At 53.3% G+C, this 16,893-nt stretch carries 15 protein-coding genes; 8 read left to right on the top strand and 7 right to left on the bottom strand.

Translation table 11 applies throughout. The annotated features are described in order from the left end of the window. The first annotated feature begins 239 nt into the window (after positions 1-239). Positions 240-1,076, top strand: coding sequence for an S-formylglutathione hydrolase (gene fghA / locus JM656_RS07710; RefSeq protein ID WP_203360651.1), 837 nt, complete (start codon positions 240-242; stop codon positions 1,074-1,076). Between the two features lie 284 nt (positions 1,077-1,360). Continuing rightward, positions 1,361-3,346: a ligand-gated channel protein gene (locus JM656_RS07705; RefSeq protein ID WP_203360650.1), complete on the top strand. Its 1,986-nt coding sequence runs from the start codon at positions 1,361-1,363 to the stop codon at positions 3,344-3,346. A gap of 104 nt (positions 3,347-3,450) precedes the next feature. On the opposite strand, the gene lysP is transcribed toward JM656_RS07705, so the two are convergent. Continuing rightward, the gene (lysP, locus tag JM656_RS07700) at positions 3,451-4,920 is read right to left on the bottom strand and encodes a lysine-specific permease (protein ID WP_203360649.1); all 1,470 of its coding nucleotides are present in this window, start codon (positions 4,918-4,920) and stop codon (positions 3,451-3,453) included. Positions 4,921-5,130: 210 nt separating this feature from the next. On the opposite strand from lysP, the gene JM656_RS07695 reads away from it, so the two are divergent. Both JM656_RS07695 and JM656_RS07690 read left to right on the top strand, forming a co-directional pair. Continuing rightward, positions 5,131-5,601, top strand: coding sequence for a hypothetical protein (locus JM656_RS07695; RefSeq protein ID WP_203360648.1), 471 nt, complete (start codon positions 5,131-5,133; stop codon positions 5,599-5,601). Positions 5,602-5,645: 44 nt separating this feature from the next. Continuing rightward, entirely contained in the window at positions 5,646-6,086 is a 441-nt protein-coding gene (locus JM656_RS07690; RefSeq protein WP_203360647.1) for a hypothetical protein, read from the top strand. Here JM656_RS07690 and yieE read toward each other — a convergent pair. Continuing rightward, on the bottom strand, positions 6,067-6,945 hold the full coding sequence (yieE, locus tag JM656_RS07685; protein ID WP_203360646.1) for a DNA-binding transcriptional regulator YeiE: 879 nt from the start codon (positions 6,943-6,945) through the stop codon (positions 6,067-6,069). The two genes, JM656_RS07690 and yieE, sit on opposite strands and share 20 nt — an antisense overlap. Before the next feature lie 120 nt (positions 6,946-7,065). Here yieE and JM656_RS07680 point away from each other — a divergent pair, with 120 nt between their 5' ends. Both JM656_RS07680 and nfo read left to right on the top strand, forming a co-directional pair. After that, the gene (locus JM656_RS07680) at positions 7,066-8,115 is read left to right on the top strand and encodes a YeiH family protein (RefSeq protein ID WP_192612810.1); all 1,050 of its coding nucleotides are present in this window, start codon (positions 7,066-7,068) and stop codon (positions 8,113-8,115) included. Positions 8,116-8,194: 79 nt separating this feature from the next. Further along, positions 8,195-9,052: a deoxyribonuclease IV gene (nfo, locus tag JM656_RS07675; RefSeq protein WP_203360645.1), complete on the top strand. Its 858-nt coding sequence runs from the start codon at positions 8,195-8,197 to the stop codon at positions 9,050-9,052. Positions 9,053-9,127: 75 nt separating this feature from the next. On the opposite strand, the gene fruA is transcribed toward nfo, so the two are convergent. From fruA to fruB, 3 genes are read right to left on the bottom strand one after another with little or no spacing between them, the layout of a single operon-like run. Beyond that, entirely contained in the window at positions 9,128-10,819 is a 1,692-nt protein-coding gene (fruA, locus tag JM656_RS07670; RefSeq protein WP_203360644.1) for a PTS fructose transporter subunit IIBC, read from the bottom strand. 16 nt (positions 10,820-10,835) lie between these two features. After that, positions 10,836-11,774: a 1-phosphofructokinase gene (gene fruK, locus JM656_RS07665; protein WP_192612813.1), complete on the bottom strand. Its 939-nt coding sequence runs from the start codon at positions 11,772-11,774 to the stop codon at positions 10,836-10,838. Continuing rightward, on the bottom strand, positions 11,774-12,904 hold the full coding sequence (fruB, locus tag JM656_RS07660; RefSeq protein ID WP_203360643.1) for a fused PTS fructose transporter subunit IIA/HPr protein: 1,131 nt from the start codon (positions 12,902-12,904) through the stop codon (positions 11,774-11,776). The genes fruK and fruB overlap by 1 nt, the downstream gene beginning before the upstream one ends. 369 nt (positions 12,905-13,273) lie before the next feature. On the opposite strand from fruB, the gene setB reads away from it, so the two are divergent. After that, on the top strand, positions 13,274-14,455 hold the full coding sequence (gene setB, locus JM656_RS07655; protein WP_203360642.1) for a sugar efflux transporter SetB: 1,182 nt from the start codon (positions 13,274-13,276) through the stop codon (positions 14,453-14,455). Here the strand turns inward: setB and JM656_RS07650 are convergent. Next, complete coding sequence (locus JM656_RS07650) at positions 14,452-14,706, bottom strand: YkgJ family cysteine cluster protein (RefSeq protein ID WP_203361240.1); 255 nt, start codon at positions 14,704-14,706, stop codon at positions 14,452-14,454. The genes setB and JM656_RS07650 overlap by 4 nt on opposite strands. Positions 14,707-14,859: 153 nt before the next feature. On the opposite strand from JM656_RS07650, the gene yeiP reads away from it, so the two are divergent. Continuing rightward, positions 14,860-15,432: an elongation factor P-like protein YeiP gene (gene yeiP, locus JM656_RS07645; protein WP_203360641.1), complete on the top strand. Its 573-nt coding sequence runs from the start codon at positions 14,860-14,862 to the stop codon at positions 15,430-15,432. Positions 15,433-15,498: 66 nt separating this feature from the next. Here yeiP and uxuA read toward each other — a convergent pair whose 3' ends face one another. Next, positions 15,499-16,689: a mannonate dehydratase gene (gene uxuA, locus JM656_RS07640; RefSeq protein ID WP_203360640.1), complete on the bottom strand. Its 1,191-nt coding sequence runs from the start codon at positions 16,687-16,689 to the stop codon at positions 15,499-15,501. Between the last annotated feature and the right edge of the window lie 204 nt (positions 16,690-16,893).

Genomic DNA, 16,893 nt, shown 5'->3' with positions numbered 1-16,893 from the left:
CGCACATAATCCAGTATTCGCAGTGATAATTATTGAAATTGACGCTGCCTTTCATCACCTGGATTTTACACGCCTCCCCTGACCGGCAAACCTGATGGCTCACGATGCCTGAGTGTTAATGCAAAGTTGTGTAGATGATGAAGCATGTTAGCTAAATGCGGAAGTGAAAGTTACTCACAGCACAATGAATAATCTGTATTATGGGGAGTTCACAACGCACAACACAACAGGAGCCACGCATGGAAATGCTCGAAGAGCACCGCTGTTTTGAAGGCTGGCAGCAACGCTGGCGGCACGACGCCAGCACGCTGAATTGCGCGATGACATTCAGTATTTTTCTTCCCCCTCCCCGTGATACCGCGCCGCCTCCCGTGCTGTACTGGCTGTCAGGGTTGACCTGCAATGATGAAAACTTCACCACCAAAGCCGGTGCGCAGCGCATCGCGGCAGAACTGGGGATTGTGCTGGTCATGCCAGACACCAGCCCGCGTGGTGAACAGGTCGCCGATGATGAACATTACGATTTGGGCAAAGGCGCCGGATTCTACCTGAATGCGACACAGCAGCCCTGGGCCACGCATTTTCGCATGTATGATTATCTGCGCGATGAACTGCCATTGCTTATCCAGTCGCAATTTAACGTCAGCAGCCGCTGCGCTATCAGCGGACATTCGATGGGCGGACATGGCGCACTCATCATGGCGCTGAAGAATCCCGGTAAATACACCAGCGTTTCCGCTTTTGCGCCCATTGTGAATCCGAGTCGCGTGCCGTGGGGTGAAAAAGCCTTTACCGCGTATTTGGGTGAAGAGAGGACGCAGTGGGCCGAGTGGGATAGCTGTGCGTTAATGTTGGCCAGTAAACCCGAACACGCCATTCCAACCCTGGTGGATCAGGGCGATAACGATCAGTTCCTCGCCGATCAGCTCCAGCCTGCGGTACTGGCGGAAGCGGCTCGCCAGACGTCATGGCCAATGACACTGCGCATTCAACCCGGCTACGATCACAGCTATTACTTCATTGCCTCTTTTATTGAGGATCATCTGCGGTTTCACGCACAGCATTTGTTGAAGTAATTTAGGGGGGCGCCAGCCCTCCTTCTCCTCCCGCGTATCTTCATTTTTCCTTCACATTCCCGCCATATTTACATTTATCTATCTTATTGATTTAAAACTATTTCAACTCAAACTCACACAAACACAAATGATTCCAATTATCATTTGTGTTTACAAAAAATCATTCTTTTGTACAATTCCCCCGCCTCATCTACGTAAAGAATACTTAAAAGACAAATACATACAGTCGTCGTGGCTTTACACATGACACGCAGTTTTTTTATTCATTTAATGGAATGATACAAATGACCATACCTCACGTTAAGGCCGTAGCTATCGCAGTAAGCGTAGCCAGCCTCCCATCACTCGCCCATGCTGCTGACCAGGACACCGTCGTTGTTACCGCTACGGGATTTGAGCAGAAGATTCAGAACGCCCCCGCCTCCATCTCTGTGATTACCAAACAGCAGATTGAGGATAAAGCCTACCGCGATGTCACCGATGCGCTAAAAGATGTCCCTGGCGTGGTAGTGACCGGCGGCGGGAGCAGTAGCGACATCAGTATTCGCGGCATGGCCTCGCAATACACGCTTTTCCTGGTCAACGGTAAGCGAATCAGCACCCGCGGCACGCGACCGAACAGCGATAACGCCGGGATTGAACAAGGCTGGCTGCCTCCACTAGAGTCTATTGAGCGGATCGAAGTGATTCGCGGACCGATGTCATCTCTTTACGGCTCTGACGCGATGGGTGGCGTGATCAACGTGATCACCAAGAAAGTCTCCAATACCAAAGGCTGGACCGGTTCTCTGCATGGCGATGCCACCTTCCAGGAAAACAGTGATTCCGGCGATCTCTTCCAGACAAACGCCTATGCCTCTGGTCCGTTAATTGACGGATTGCTGGGCGCTAAAGTGACAGGGTTGCTGTCACGCCGCGCCGAGGATCAGATCGTCAATGGCTTTAATGAGCAGCGCCTGCGCAACGGCGGCCTGACACTTAACTTTACGCCAGATGAAAAAAACGATATTGATTTCGACATTGCGCGCGAATTGCAGGACCGCGACAGCACGCCAGGCATGTCCATGGCGGAAGTCACCTGCCGTGGCACCACCTGTAAACCCAACACCAAAAGTGAAAACCGCTACGAGCACACCACGTACTCATTAACGCACAGCGGTTATTACGATGACTTCAACACCACCAGCTACGTTCAGCAGGAAGAGACCAATAACCCGGGTCGCGAGATGAAGTCTTACAATACGATTTTCAACAACCAGAACCAGATATTCCTCGGCGCACATACTCTGACGCTGGGCGGGCAATACCGTTATGAAAAACTCCGCGATAACGGAAACCAGTTGCAGGCGGCCGATGGCCTGAACAAACTGACGCGCTGGAGCTGGGCACTGTTTGCTGAAGATGAGTGGGCGATCACCGACACCTTCACGCTGACCGGCGGCCTGCGAATGGATAAAGATGAAAACTACGGCGACAACTGGACGCCACGCGGCTACGGTGTCTGGCATCTGGCGGAGCAGTGGACCGTGAAAGGTGGCGTTTCTGCGGGCTACCGCGCCCCTGATCTGCGCCAGTCTTCAGCAAGCTGGGGACAGGTCACTGGCGGTGGTCGCCTGAATGGCATCATTGTGGGTAACCCGGATCTGAAACCCGAAAAAAGCCTGAGCGAAGAAATCGCCCTGCTGTGGGATAACGGCGATAACCTCAACGCCGGCGTCACCCTGTTCAACACCGATTTCAAAGACAAGATCACCGAAGTTCGCCGCTGCAACAGCAGCGCCGATCCCGCCTGTACTATCGGCGATGAAACCTACGATTTCGTCAGCGATCGTGTCAACGTTGATGAAGCAAACATGCGCGGCGTGGAATCGACGTTTGGCTGGGAGATCACCTCCGATTTGAACTGGACGGCGAACTACACCTATACCGAATCAGAGCAGAAAAGCGGCCAGTTCTCGGGCAAACCATTGAACAAGATGCCGAAACACATGTTCAACACCACGCTGGACTGGCAGGCAACGCAGGATGTCGGTTTCTGGAGCCGCCTGAACTTCCGCGGTAAAACCTCTGAATACCTGAGCCGTACGTCGATGTCGCAGGGGACGCCTTCTTATACTCAGGTTGATGTGGGCATGCGCTACAACGCCAACAAGAATCTGCTGGTGACCGCTGGGGTATACAACGCGCTGGATAAGCAGATCGATTACGATACCTATGACACGATTCTCGATGGTCGTCGTTATACAGTCGGTTTAACGTACAACTTCTGAGTTCAGTACAACAAAAAACCCCGGCATCTCTGCCGGGGTTTTTTCTTATTCATCGTTGTCGAAGGGCAGCGCAAACGCCAAATCCTGCCGACAACTGACTCACACTATTTCTTGAAACGTTCCGGGAATTGCATTTCGCTATAACGAACGAAGCGCGTACCTCTGGTCAGTTTGTAGCCGAACCAGATAATCAGGAACAGCGGAATACCGATGTAGGTCGCCGCCACGCCGCCCCAGTCAATGGTGTCTTTCAGGAAGGCTTCGTAGTTCTGGCCCAGCGTAATCGTCAGACACAGCACGAACGCAAAGATCGGCCCCAGCGGGAAGAATCCTGAACGATACGGTAAGTCCTTAATATCATGCCCCTGCATCACATAGCCGCGACGGAAACGATAGTGACTAATGGCGATCCCCAGCCAGGCGATAAAGCCCGTCATCCCGGACGTGTTCAGCAGCCACAGGTAAACAGTCTGGTTGCCAAACATAGAAGTCAGGAAGCACAGACCCGCAACCACCGTTGTCGCATACAGCGCGTTACGCGGTACCCCACCACGAGAAAGCTTCGCGAAAATACGCGGCGCTTTGCCGTCGCACGCCAGGGTGTAGAGCATACGGGTAGACGCATACATACCCGAGTTACCCGCCGACAGCACCGCCGTCAGGATAACTGCGTTCATTACCGCTGCCGCAGAGAGCAGACCCGCGTGCTGGAATACCAGTGTGAACGGGCTGACGCTGATGTCTTTCACGTCGTTACGCAACAGACTCGGATCAGTGTATGGAATGATCAGGCTGATAATCAGAATGGCGAACACATAGAACAGCAGGATACGCCAGAACACCTGACGCACTGCGCGCGGAATGTTCTTCTCCGGATCTTCTGACTCACCCGCAGCAATACCGATCAACTCGGTACCCTGGAATGAGAAGCCGACGATCATCGCCACACCTATCATCGCCGCAAAGCCCCCGGCAAACGGCGCATCGCCCGTCGTCCAGTTACTCCAGCCTACCGGCTCTACGCCTTTGAAGATGCCGATGATCATCATCACGCCAACCACGATAAAGATAATCACGGTGGTGACTTTGATCAGCGAGAACCAATATTCCGCCTCACCAAATCCGCGCACGGAGATGTAGTTCAGCAAGAAAATGACGCACAGGAACAGCGCACTCCAGATCCAGCCTGGCGTGTCCGGGAACCACCAGCTCATCACCAGTTGCGCCGCCACAAGGTCAACCGCAATGGTTACGGCCCAGTTGTACCAATAGTTCCAGCCCAGCGCGAAGCCAAAGCCTTCTTCTACGTAGTTCTGACCGTAAGTCGAAAACGAACCGGAAACCGGCATATACGCGGCCAGTTCACCAAGACTGGTCATCAGGAAATACACCATCAGGCCAATCAAAATGTAGGAAAACAGCGCGCCGCCTGGGCCCGCCTGAGAAATCGTTGCACCGGATGCAACGAACAAACCTGTACCGATGGAACCACCAATGGCGATCATCGTCAGGTGGCGCGCCTTAAGTTCGCGACGTAACGCGGGCGCTTCTGTGGTTTTAATTTCGGAAACCATGTGAAAATGCTATCCATCCAAAAAATGAGGCGCGATTGTAGCAGACGAATGACATTCCTTCCGGCACAAATGCGCTGTTATAAGAGACCTTCATGATGAGCGGTCAGTTATAAGTAAAGCAGTAATGTCGCAGTAGCACAAAAGCGCACGCTGAGAGGCCGCACCTGGACGCAAAATAGGCGGTAACACAGGGAAAGTGGGCTATAGGAAATGGCTAAAAAGCGAAAAGAGTTGTTCTTGCTGTCTACCGGGATGTCGATTTTCTGTCTCTATCTCTTTGTGTCTGGCCTCTATATCAGTGTCCAGATTATTGAAGACTGGCGTTTGACACCCGATCACCTAACCGATACCTCCTGTTCTGCTTTCAGCGGTGTCCTGTTTTTCGCGGCTTGCTTACTGCTGGGAACCTTCACCGACTGGCGTACGAAAAAAAACAATCGGATCCATAACTGCATTTTTTATCTTTCCATTGTGTGTGTACTGCTTTTCCCAATATGGAGTGTAGTCATCACCGGTTTGCGCTTCAGCACGATTTCCCGTTACGACGATAACCCACAACTGGGTGTTTGCGAGATGAAAAGCGCTCGCGGCCATAAGATTGATATCTATGTATCGGATACAAACTGGTGTCGCGTGAATGGCTATGAAGTCAAACGCCCTGCGCCGGAGAAAGCGCCATGAAACCCAGGGCAAATCGCATCGCTCCCGACAAGGAACATAACGTTATGGAGTATGTGACAGCCATTGTTGTGATGCCCTGTCTGACACTGTTTGCGTTGTATCTGTTGCCGGATTATTTCCCGCTACTGCTCTTAACACAGGCACCAGACTTCATTTCAGTTTCGCTGCTGAAGGCTAACTTCGTCTGCTCAATTCCCGTACTGATGGCTGTATGCTGGTTATTTAATCAACAACTCTTTTTTACGCACACTGCAACACTGGCTGAAAAAACGGTAATACGCATTATTCTTGGTCTTACGCTGGCGCTGCTGCTCGTCGCCAACACGCTGATTTTCACCCTGCACTTTACCCTCTTCAGCCCGCAAAATTACGTGCGCTGCTGGGAACCCATGCCGTTCGCCACCTGGTACTACGCGAAAACTGCCGATATCTGCATGCAGCATGGGCTCGCCCCCATCCGGTTTCTTAGCTTTCCGGTTGAATGACGCAATAGCGTAAAAAACGCTGCAGCGCATTGGACAAATGTTTCTGCCGATGATGAATCCGCCACAAGGTGCGGTTCAAACCCGGTAATGGCACCGGCACTTCGACCAGTTTTCCGCTTTCCAGCTGCTCTTCAATCACCCGACGTGACAGGCAACTTATTCCCAGACCGTGGCGTACGGCATGCTTGATCGCCTCGGAATTGCCCAATTCCATCGCCATCTGGAATCTCGGTAAATGCGATAACAGCAGGTAATCAACAATTTCCCGCGTACCCGAGCCTCGCTCACGCAGGATCCAGGGCGCTGCCGCCAGTTGAGCCAGCGTCACCGGTCCCTGAACCAACGGAGACGTTGGCGCGGCAAATACCACCAGTTCATCTTCCAGCCACGGCTCAGAGATAATTTCCGTACTGTGGCAGGGTCCCTCAATAAGACCAATGTCCACACGAAAATCCAGTACCGCATTGATAACGTCCTGACTGTTGCCGACGCTCAGTTCCAGCGGCAAGTCGGGATAATCCTGCCGATAGCGGGCAATAACTGCCGGTAAAATGTAGTTACCAATGGTGCTGCTGGCATACACGCGAATGGCGCCATTATCTTCGCGAAACAGTTGCTCAATTTCGACGGTCTGCTCAAGCAACGCCAACGCACGGGGATATAACAGACGCCCGTGCTCGTTAACCACCAGCCGCTTCCCTACCCGGTCAAAGAGCTGAACGCCAAGCTGGCCTTCCAGATCGGTCAGCGCTGCGCTCACGGCAGACTGCGACAACGACAACATCACGGATGCCTGAGTTGTCGACCCGCTTTTCAGTACTTCGGTAAAGACTTCGAGTTGTCGCAGCGTGATGTGCATCGTCGTTTTCCACCCGGGCAGCGCCTGCTTACCACTTATAAAGATTAATTATAAATATATAATCAATTTTATTTTTAAACCAGTTCGCCGTACTCTTTTCTCCAACTAAAGGAGAAGGTTATGACAGAACTCACCTTACAGAATCATCGTCGTACAGTGTGGCATTTTCTTCCAGGGCTTGCCCTGAGCGCAGTAATCACTGGGGCTGCCCTGTGGGGTGGTTCCATTCCCGCCATCGGGGGGGCCGGATTCAGCGCCCTTACGCTGGCTATTTTGCTGGGGATGGTGATCGGTAATACGGTCTACCCGCAGATCTGGAAACAATGCGACGGCGGCGTGCTGTTTGCCAAACAACATTTATTGCGTCTGGGGATCATTCTCTACGGCTTTCGCCTGACCTTTTCGCAGATTGCGGATGTCGGCATCAGCGGTATTGTGATTGACGTATTAACGCTCTCCAGCACCTTTATGCTGGCGTGTTTTCTGGGGCAGAAAGTCTTTGGACTGGATCGCCACACCAGTTGGCTGATTGGCGCCGGGAGCAGCATTTGCGGCGCTGCCGCCGTACTGGCGACCGAACCGGTCGTGAAAGCTGAAGCCAGTAAAGTGACCGTTGCCGTTGCAACCGTCGTTATCTTCGGCACGCTGGCTATCTTTCTCTATCCGGCGATGTATCCGCTGCTGGCGCACTGGTTCAGCCCGGAAACGTACGGTATCTATATTGGGTCAACCATGCATGAAGTTGCGCAGGTGGTCGCGGCAGGACACGCGATTAACCCGGATGCGGAAAACGCAGCGGTCATTGCGAAAATGCTCCGTGTAATGATGCTAGCGCCATTCCTTATTCTGCTGGCTGCCCGTGTGAAACAGTTGTCACCTGCCAGCGGTTCGGAAAAAAGCAAAATCACCATTCCGTGGTTTGCGGTGTTGTTCATTGTGGTTGCCATCTTTAACTCATTCCACCTGTTACCGCAGGCGGTCGTGAGCATGCTGGTGACGCTGGACACCATTCTGCTGGCAATGGCGATGGCGGCACTGGGTCTGACCACCCACGTCAGCGCGTTGAAGAAAGCAGGTGCGAAACCGTTACTGATGGCGCTGGTGCTTTTCATCTGGTTAATCGTCGGCGGTGGCATGATTAACGTTGCGATCCATAGCCTGATGGCATAAACCACTACATCCTCCTCCTGTTAACCCGCTATCATTGGGAAATGCTTTTTCTCCCCTGTGGGGTTAACAGGAGTCTTTCATGAAATATATTGGAGCGCACGTCAGCGCTGCTGGCGGTCTGGCAAATGCCGCGATTCGCGCCGCTGAAATCGAGGCGACGGCATTTGCGCTTTTCACAAAAAATCAGCGTCAATGGCGCGCAGCACCGCTCACGACTGAAACCATTGATGACTTTAAAGCCGCCTGCGAGAAATACCACTTTTCCTCTGCGCAAATCCTCCCGCACGACAGTTACCTGATCAACCTCGGCCATCCGGTCAGCGAAGCGCTGGAAAAATCACGCGATGCGTTTCTTGATGAACTGCAACGCTGCGAGTTACTCGGACTCTCGCTCCTGAACTTCCACCCGGGCAGCCACCTGATGCAGATCCCTGAAGACGAGTGTCTGGCGCGCATTGCGGAATCCATCAATATTGCCCTGTCCCAAACCGAGGGCGTCACCACGGTGATTGAGAATACGGCTGGCCAGGGCAGCAATCTTGGCTTTAAGTTTGAACATCTGGCCGCCATCATTGATGGCGTGGAAGACAAGTCGCGCGTTGGCGTTTGTATTGATACCTGCCACGCTTTCGCCGCAGGCTACGATCTGCGCAGCGCCGCCGAGTGCGAAAAGACCTTTGCGGAGTTTGAACGCATTGTCGGGTTTAAATACCTGCGCGGCATGCATCTGAATGACGCCAAAAGCACCTTCGGTAGCCGCGTCGACCGCCACCACAGTTTAGGTGAAGGCAACATTGGTCACGATGCGTTCCGTTGGATCATGCAGGACAACCGTTTTGATGGTATTCCACTGGTTCTCGAAACCATCAACCCCGACATTTGGGCACAAGAGATTGCCTGGCTGAAGGCACAACAGACTGAACAAGCGGTAGCCTAGTCACCATCAAGCAATACATAACAAAAAGGGCAGAGAAATCTCTGCCCTTTTTATGCGAGTGTTATGCGAAGGAAATCAGGCGGCTTTTGCGACAGCCTCTGTTTCCGGGCGCTTCAGGAAAGCATATCCCAGACCCGCCACCAGCGTACCGGCAACGATAGCCATCAGATATCCCAGCACCGGCGTAATTGCCCCAGGAATCAGCAGAACAAACAGGCCGCCGTGGGGTGCCATCAGTTTCGCGCCGACCGCCATAGAGATAGCGCCAGTCAATGCGCCACCGACGATACAGCATGGCAGAACACGCATCGGGTCGCGCGCGGCGAAAGGAATCGCACCTTCAGTGATGAAGCACAGCCCCAGCACTAACGCGGCTTTTCCCCCTTCACGCTGCGCCATATCGAACTTACTCCGCGCAACCAGCGTCGCCAGTCCCAGCGCCAGCGGTGGAACCATCCCTGCCGCCATAATCGCCGCCATCGGCGCATAGGTTTGCGTACTGAGCAGGCCAACGCCAAACGCATAGGCCGCCTTGTTGACCGGCCCACCCATATCGGTACACATCATGCCACCCAGGATAGCGCCCAGCAGTACCGCATTCGCCGTCCCCATTGTTTGCAACCAGTGGGTCAACCCTTCCAGAATACCGGCAACGGGTTTACCGATGAGGTAGATCATCGCCAGACCGACCACCAGACTGGAAATTAACGGAATGATCAGGATAGGTTTCAACGCTTCCATGCTCTGCGGAAGCTTCAGCCGGGTGCTAATCAACTTCGCAATGTAACCGGCCAGGAAGCCAGCAATGATCCCGCCAATAAAGCCGGAACCGGTGCTCACAGCCAGCATACCGCCGATAAGGCCTGGCGTCAGACCCGGGCGATCCGCAATTGAGAAGGCGATGTACCCGGCGAGAACCGGCACCATCAGTGCGAAAGCCGAACCGCCGCCAATCTGCATCAGCGCCGCCGCCAGCGTCCCTTGTTCTTTAAATGCCTCGATACCAAATGCGAAGGACAACGCAATACACAATCCCCCCGCAACAACCATCGGCAACATGTAAGACACGCCGGTCAGCAGGTGACGGTACGCCCCCGCCCCTTCTTTCTTACCTTCCGTTCCTGCCGCCTGAGTATTGCCTGCGGGCTGATACGGCACGGCCTCAGCAACCGCTTTATCCAGTTCCTGCGCTGTTTTTTTCAGCGCCAGACCGGTCGACGTACGGTACATCGGTTTTCCCGCAAACTTGGCAAGGTCAACTTCAATATCCGCCGCCACGATCACCAGATCCGCCTGCGCCACCTCTTCCGGGGTGATAGCATTGCCCGCACCAACAGAACCACGGGTTTCAACTTTCACCCACCATCCACGTTTTTTCGCTTCGGTTTCAATGGCTTCTGCCGCCATAAACGTATGGGCGACGCCTGTCGGACACGCGGTCACCGCCACAACCCGTTTCGGACCGCTGGCAGCAACCGCAGGAGCCGCCGCTACCGGCGCGCTGTACGGTTTAGCATAGCCTTTCGCTTCGCTCAAAAACAGTTCCGGATGGGCGACAGCGCGTGCGATATCACCCAGCCAGACTTTTTTACCGTTCAGCGCACTGTCATTTGGCACGGTTTCGCCTAAGACGATGGCCAGTTCGGCATCATTCGGATTGTCGATAATTTCCAGTTTTGCTTTACGTGCCGCCGCTCCGAGCAGGGTTTTCGCCATATAAGCGCGAGCCTGGCCAAGATTAGCGTCAATAATCAGCAGCGTTTTCATTCTGCTTCTCCTGCTGTCAATTAAACGGTTGTAAGTCGACCCTCGCCATCATTGCGGCCAACTGAGGACGATCGGTGATGCCCACATTGCTTTGGCTTACGGCCAGGGCAGCAACCGCTGTCGCCAGACGTAACGTATGTTCACTGGACTCGCGCATCAGCAGGCCATAAATCAGACCGCCAACCATCGAATCCCCCGCGCCAACGGTACTCACCACTTCGACAGACGGTGGTTTAGCGATCCACTCACCTGACGCATTTACCCACAACGCGCCTTCTGCCCCCAGCGAAATCACCACGTGAGCGATCCCTTGTTCGCGCAGGGCATGTGCGGCGTCGATGACATCTTTCATTTCTGGCAGCTTACGGCCAGCCCAAATCTCCAGCTCACGGCGGTTAGGTTTTACCAACCAGGGTGCCGCTTTCAGCCCGGCGACTAATGCTTCACGACTACTATCAAAGATAATGCATGGACACTGACTGCGCAGGCGAGTCATCCAGTCAGTGAACGCCTCTGGGCTGACGCCGGATGGCAAGCTGCCGCTAACGCAAACCATGTCAAACTGACCCAACCAGCTTAGCGAATCATTAACGAAACGTTCCCAGTCGGTTGGCGTCACTTCAAAACCGGAGAAGTTGAAATCGGTCACTTCACCGTCTTTCTCGGTCAATTTGACGTTAATGCGGGTACGGCCCTGCACCACCTGGAATCGGTTAGCAATGCCCAGTTCGCTGAACAATTGCTGAAAGCCGTCCTGGTTATCTTTGCCCAGGAAACCGCCGACCGTGACATCGATACCTAAATCCTTCAATACCTTGGCGACATTGATGCCTTTACCCGCCGCATGCAGGCCCGTGGTCTTGACAAGGTTCACTTCGCCTCGTTCAATTTCCGGGCAAAAACCCACCAGGTCATACGCCGGATTCAGGGTGATGGTAGCAACACGTCTGCTCATTATGCGCCCTCCCCAAGACCTGCCGCGATGGCATCGCCAATCGCTTTCAGCGCCTGTTCAGCATCTGCCCCCTGGGCGGTAAAACGCAGGCGGTGGCCTTTTTTCACACCTAACGCAACCACTTTCATCAAACTGCGTCCATTCGCCGGTTTTCCGGTTCCATCAAGATTTGTCACGGTAATTTCACTATTAAATTGTTTAATGGTATTGACTAACAGGGTGCCAGGACGGGCATGTAAGCCGTGCTCATTGCGCACGACAAACTCCGCGTTCAGCACATCATCAGTCAATGCTTCATCGCTGGTCAGCAGCGCCAGCATTGTTGCGGCGTCCGCTTTCAGCAATCGGTCAGCTTTATTGTCCAACAGCAGATCGCCAAGACGCTTAAGGACCGCGACAGGCTGATCGTCGTTCATCGCGACAGTCACCAGCATGGCCGCCGACTCGCCCTGCACGTCAAATTCACGGGTTGCACGGCTGACGGCGATAGCGCTACGCACATTGCCTGTCGCGCTGTCATTCAGCCAGATACCCTGCCCCAGGTTCATGGGGTGCTCGTTGATCGTGTTCGCGACAAATGCCGCGTCCACTGCCCCTGCTTCTTTCAGACGCGCCGCATTGAGCGCCTGCAGCGTCAGCAGATCGCGGGCCTCGACGTCCAGCATCAGGGTTTCGTTATCAAGCTTCAGCTGTTCACTCTGCTTTTCTCCCATCAGCAATGCGCGCAGCTCGTCAGCCGTCGTGACTGATTTCAGCTGTTCAGCCACCGAATCATCACTCAGCACGTGCGTCAGTTGACGCAGCAGCCCGAGATGTTCATCGGAGCTGGCGGCAATACCAATCGCCACATAAGCGACCTGCCCTTCTCCCCAGGTCACGCCCTGCGGAAACTGAAACACCTGAACGCCGGTTTTCAACACCTGATCGCGTGTGTCCGTGGTGCCATGTGGAATGGCGATCCCATTACCGAGGAAGGTGGATGTCTGTTGCTCACGCGCCAGCATGCCAGCAACGTAACCCTCCGCCACATTGCCCGCCTGCACTAATGCGGCGGCAACCTGGCGAATGGCCTCTTCTTTGTTTCCGGCCTGCTTGCCCGGGTGAATATCCTGAACAGATAACTGGAACATGATTCTCCTCTCCTGCCGAATTGAAACGATTCAGCCATTATGAGAAAAAAGACGCTGATCTGGTTTATCATGAACAACAAGACAGCGCTGAAACGTTTCAATTAGTCTTGCTCTTTCTGCGTCAGCACGCAAGTAAAGTTACACATTTGATGATAAAAGTTAGATATAAACCACATTTCCATATCCTTGTTGCACGCATTGCTGACGCAAAACCCCACAGCGACACCCCCATTTCAGCAACGTCAGCACCAGGCATAAAAAGAGTGAAATGCCATTTTGATTTTTCGTGGCGATTTTGATTTAGGTATCTGTTTATTTTTTAACGAGCAGCGTAAACTCCGCGTCTCTTCACATTATTGATATAAAAACATGCATAACACCCCCGTTGCCGCCACCCCGAAAACGTTTGATCTGACGTCGTGGGCGTTTCTGTTCGTCGCGTTTCTCACCGGTATTGCCGGTGCGTTACAGACGCCGACGCTCAGCCTCTTTCTGACTGACGAAGTTCATGCCCGTCCGGCAATGGTTGGTTTCTTTTTTACCGGGAGCGCGGTGATCGGCATTCTGGTCAGTCAGTTTCTGGCGGGGCGTTCGGATAAGAAAGGCGATCGCAAAAGTCTGATCGTTTTTTGCTGCGCGCTGGGGATGCTGGCCTGTGTGTTGTTCGCCTGGAACCGCAACTACTTTATTCTGCTGTTTGTCGGCGTTTTCCTCAGTAGTTTTGGCTCGACCGCCAACCCGCAAATGTTCGCTCTTGCCCGCGAACATGCCGACAGGACCGGCCGTGAAGCCGTGATGTTCAGCTCCATACTCCGTGCGCAGGTTTCGCTGGCATGGGTGATAGGTCCGCCGCTGGCCTATGCGCTGGCGATGGGATTCAGCTTCACTGTCATGTATCTGAGCGCGGCGGTGGCGTTTATTGTCTGTGGCGTGATGGTATGGCTGTTTTTACCTTCCATGCGCAAAGAAGCGCCCCTTGGGACCGGTGCCCTGGAAGCCCCCCGCCGTAATCGTCGCGATACATTGCTGCTCTTTATTATTTGCACATTAATGTGGGGCACCAACAGTCTCTATATCATTAATATGCCGCTGTTTATCATCAACGAATTGCATCTGCCTGAGAAGCTGGCAGGCATCATGATGGGCACGGCGGCGGGGTTAGAGATCCCGACAATGCTGATCGCAGGATATTTCGCTAAACGACTGGGCAAACGTCTGCTGATGCGTATTGCTATCGTTGCCGGGTTCTGCTTTTACGCGGGGATGTTGCTGGCGCACTCTCCTGCGGTGTTGCTCGGCCTGCAATTGCTGAACGCCATTTATATCGGGATTTTGGGGGGTATCGGCATGCTCTATTTTCAGGATTTGATGCCGGGACAGGCAGGGTCAGCCACCACGCTCTATACCAATACGATTCGTGTCGGCTGGATTATTGCCGGTTCTCTGGCGGGCATTGCGGCAGAACTCTGGAGTTTTCATTCCGTATTTTGGTTCGCCCTGGTAATGATCGTCGTCACAATGGGCTGTCTGCTGCGTATTAAAGATGTTTAAGGCGCCGTAAGCGCTTCCAGCGTGATCAGAAACGTCATCGCCTGCTGCGCTGACTGCCCGCACATTTCTGCACTGGGTTGTAATCCCGCGCAGACTTTGGGGCGCAGCGGAGAAGCAAAAATCTTACAGCGCAGACGGTCGTCAAGCTGAATACAGGGAGTGTTCGCTGGCTTGCCGTCTGGCATGCCTGGGATGGGGCTGGAAATCGAAGGGGCCGTGCAACAGGCTCCGCAATCCGGACGGCATTCCATACTGTTTTCTCTTTTATTAACCACCGGATCGAAGGCAGCGAACAGTATCACCTTTTTTGCACCAGCAAAAGTGTGAATTCCGCTTGCCTGAATGACCGGGCGCGAGTAGTTTGACGCGATATTTTTGACATTCTTTACAACAGGATTTTTTCAATGCCAAGAGCGAACGAAATTAAAAAAGGTATGGTACTGAATTACAATGGCAAGCTGCTGATTGTAAAAGATATTGATATTCAGTCCCCTTCCGCCCGCGGTGCTGCAACACTGTACAAGATGCGTTTTTCCGATGTGCGTACTGGCTTGAAAGTGGAAGAACGTTTCAAGGGCGACGACATCGTGGATACCGTGACCCTGAGCCGTCGCGGCGTTGATTTCTCTTACGTCGATGGCAACGAATACGTGTTCATGGATAAAGAAGACTATACCCCGTATACCTTCACCAAAGATCAGATTGAAGAAGAGTTGCTGTTCGTCCCGGAAGGCGGCATGCCTGATATGCAGGTTCTGACCTGGGATGGACAACTGCTGGCGCTTGAACTGCCGCAGACGGTTGATCTGGAAATTGTTGAAACAGCACCAGGCATTAAAGGCGCTTCAGCAAGTGCCCGCAACAAACCCGCGACGCTGAGCACGGGTCTGGTGATTCAGGTTCCTGAATACCTGAGCGCCGGAGAAAAAATCCGCATCCATATTGAAGAACGTCGCTATATGGGCCGTGCTGACTGAGTCAGCAGCACCATAAATGCAAAAAAGGGACGGCGCATTCAGCACCGTCCCTTTTTTATTGTTGATTTACAGCAGATCGCGGAACTGCGTTTGTTTCAACGCCAGCTCAACCCCACGAACCTCAGCCAGCCCTTTCAGACGGCCAATCGCGGAGTAACCTGGGTTGGTTTTCTTGTGCAGATCGTCAAGCATCTGATGGCCATGATCCGGGCGCATCGGAATGGGGCGCAGATCGCCCGCCTTCTTACGACGCTGTTCTTCCGTCAGAATCGCCGTAACCACGGCAACCATATCGACGTCGCCCTGCAGATGCGCGCCTTCATGGAAGGTTTTCGGATTATCTTCGCGGCACGTGGAACGCAGGTGGGTAAAATGAATACGATCGCCGAAGGTTTCAATCATTTTCACCAGATCGTTGTCAGCACGTACACCGTAAGAACCGGTACACATCGTAAAGCCGTTGTGAATGCTGTCGACAGTCTCTTTCAACCACTGCATGTCCTCAATGGTAGAGACAATACGCGGCAGACCAAGGATTGGGCGCGGCGGATCGTCCGGATGCACCGCCAGTCGTACACCCGCCTCTTCCGCAACCGGTACGATTGCGCGCAGGAATACCGCCATGTTGTCACGCAGATCGTCTTTGCTGATGCCATCATATTCCGCCAGGCGCGCGCGGAACTGGTCCAGCGTGTAGCCTTCTTCAGCGCCCGGTAAACCGGCGATAATATTGCGCGTCAGCTTCTCAATATCCGCTGCGGTCATGGCATTGAAGTACGCCAGCGCCTGGCGCTGCTCTTCTTCTGTGTAATCGGCCTGCGCGCCTTCACGTTTCAGAATGTGCAGTTCAAACGCGGCAAAAGCAATCTGGTCGAAGCGCAACGCTTTAGAGCCGTCCGGCAACTGATATTCAAGGTCGGTACGCGTCCAGTCGAGGATCGGCATGAAGTTGTAACACACGGTATCAATCCCGCACGTTGCCAGGTTACGGATACTCTGCTGATAGTTTGCAATCCACGTCTGGTACTGCCCGGAGCGGGTTTTGATGTCTTCGTGTACTGGAATACTTTCCACCACCGACCAGGTCAACCCTTTCTCCGCCAGAATCGCCTGACGCTTTTGAATTTCTTCGACTGGCCACACTTCACCATTCGGAATGTGGTGCAATGCGGTCACAACGCCCGTTGCGCCAGCCTGACGCACATCATCAAGTGATACCGGATCGTTAGGTCCGTACCAACGCCAGGTTTGTTCCATTGCTTCACCTCACAAGTTGTTATACCAAATTAATTTATCTGCATGACGACTACCATACATGCATCTCGCCAATGATCAATACAGTACCCATGTTTGATTGATCCAGCTCACATTCCCCGGATAAATACGGCATACCAATTTAACTTGCTGTCATATAACTTTACACTGATGTTGTTAATTTATGGTTAATCAGGTGTGCGCTTA

Source organism: Citrobacter sp. R56 (assembly GCF_016811995.1).
Lineage (GTDB): Bacteria > Pseudomonadota > Gammaproteobacteria > Enterobacterales > Enterobacteriaceae > Citrobacter_D > Citrobacter_D enshiensis.
Note: the sequence above shows the minus strand (reverse complement) of the source record. Positions and strands in the feature narration are given on the sequence as shown.

Excerpts from the sequence above, each read along its gene's own strand:
- fghA (WP_203360651.1), top strand. The coding sequence starts at position 240 with ATGGAAATGCTCGAAGAGCACCGCTGTTTTGAAGGCTGGCAGCAACGC.
- JM656_RS07705 (WP_203360650.1), top strand. The coding sequence starts at position 1,361 with ATGACCATACCTCACGTTAAGGCCGTAGCTATCGCAGTAAGCGTAGCC.
- lysP (WP_203360649.1), bottom strand. The coding sequence starts at position 4,920 with ATGGTTTCCGAAATTAAAACCACAGAAGCGCCCGCGTTACGTCGCGAA.
- JM656_RS07695 (WP_203360648.1), top strand. The coding sequence starts at position 5,131 with ATGGCTAAAAAGCGAAAAGAGTTGTTCTTGCTGTCTACCGGGATGTCG.
- JM656_RS07690 (WP_203360647.1), top strand. The coding sequence starts at position 5,646 with ATGGAGTATGTGACAGCCATTGTTGTGATGCCCTGTCTGACACTGTTT.
- yieE (WP_203360646.1), bottom strand. The coding sequence starts at position 6,945 with ATGCACATCACGCTGCGACAACTCGAAGTCTTTACCGAAGTACTGAAA.
- JM656_RS07680 (WP_192612810.1), top strand. The coding sequence starts at position 7,066 with ATGACAGAACTCACCTTACAGAATCATCGTCGTACAGTGTGGCATTTT.
- nfo (WP_203360645.1), top strand. The coding sequence starts at position 8,195 with ATGAAATATATTGGAGCGCACGTCAGCGCTGCTGGCGGTCTGGCAAAT.
- fruA (WP_203360644.1), bottom strand. The coding sequence starts at position 10,819 with ATGAAAACGCTGCTGATTATTGACGCTAATCTTGGCCAGGCTCGCGCT.
- fruK (WP_192612813.1), bottom strand. The coding sequence starts at position 11,774 with ATGAGCAGACGTGTTGCTACCATCACCCTGAATCCGGCGTATGACCTG.
- fruB (WP_203360643.1), bottom strand. The coding sequence starts at position 12,904 with ATGTTCCAGTTATCTGTTCAGGATATTCACCCGGGCAAGCAGGCCGGA.
- setB (WP_203360642.1), top strand. The coding sequence starts at position 13,274 with ATGCATAACACCCCCGTTGCCGCCACCCCGAAAACGTTTGATCTGACG.
- JM656_RS07650 (WP_203361240.1), bottom strand. The coding sequence starts at position 14,706 with ATGGAATGCCGTCCGGATTGCGGAGCCTGTTGCACGGCCCCTTCGATT.
- yeiP (WP_203360641.1), top strand. The coding sequence starts at position 14,860 with ATGCCAAGAGCGAACGAAATTAAAAAAGGTATGGTACTGAATTACAAT.
- uxuA (WP_203360640.1), bottom strand. The coding sequence starts at position 16,689 with ATGGAACAAACCTGGCGTTGGTACGGACCTAACGATCCGGTATCACTT.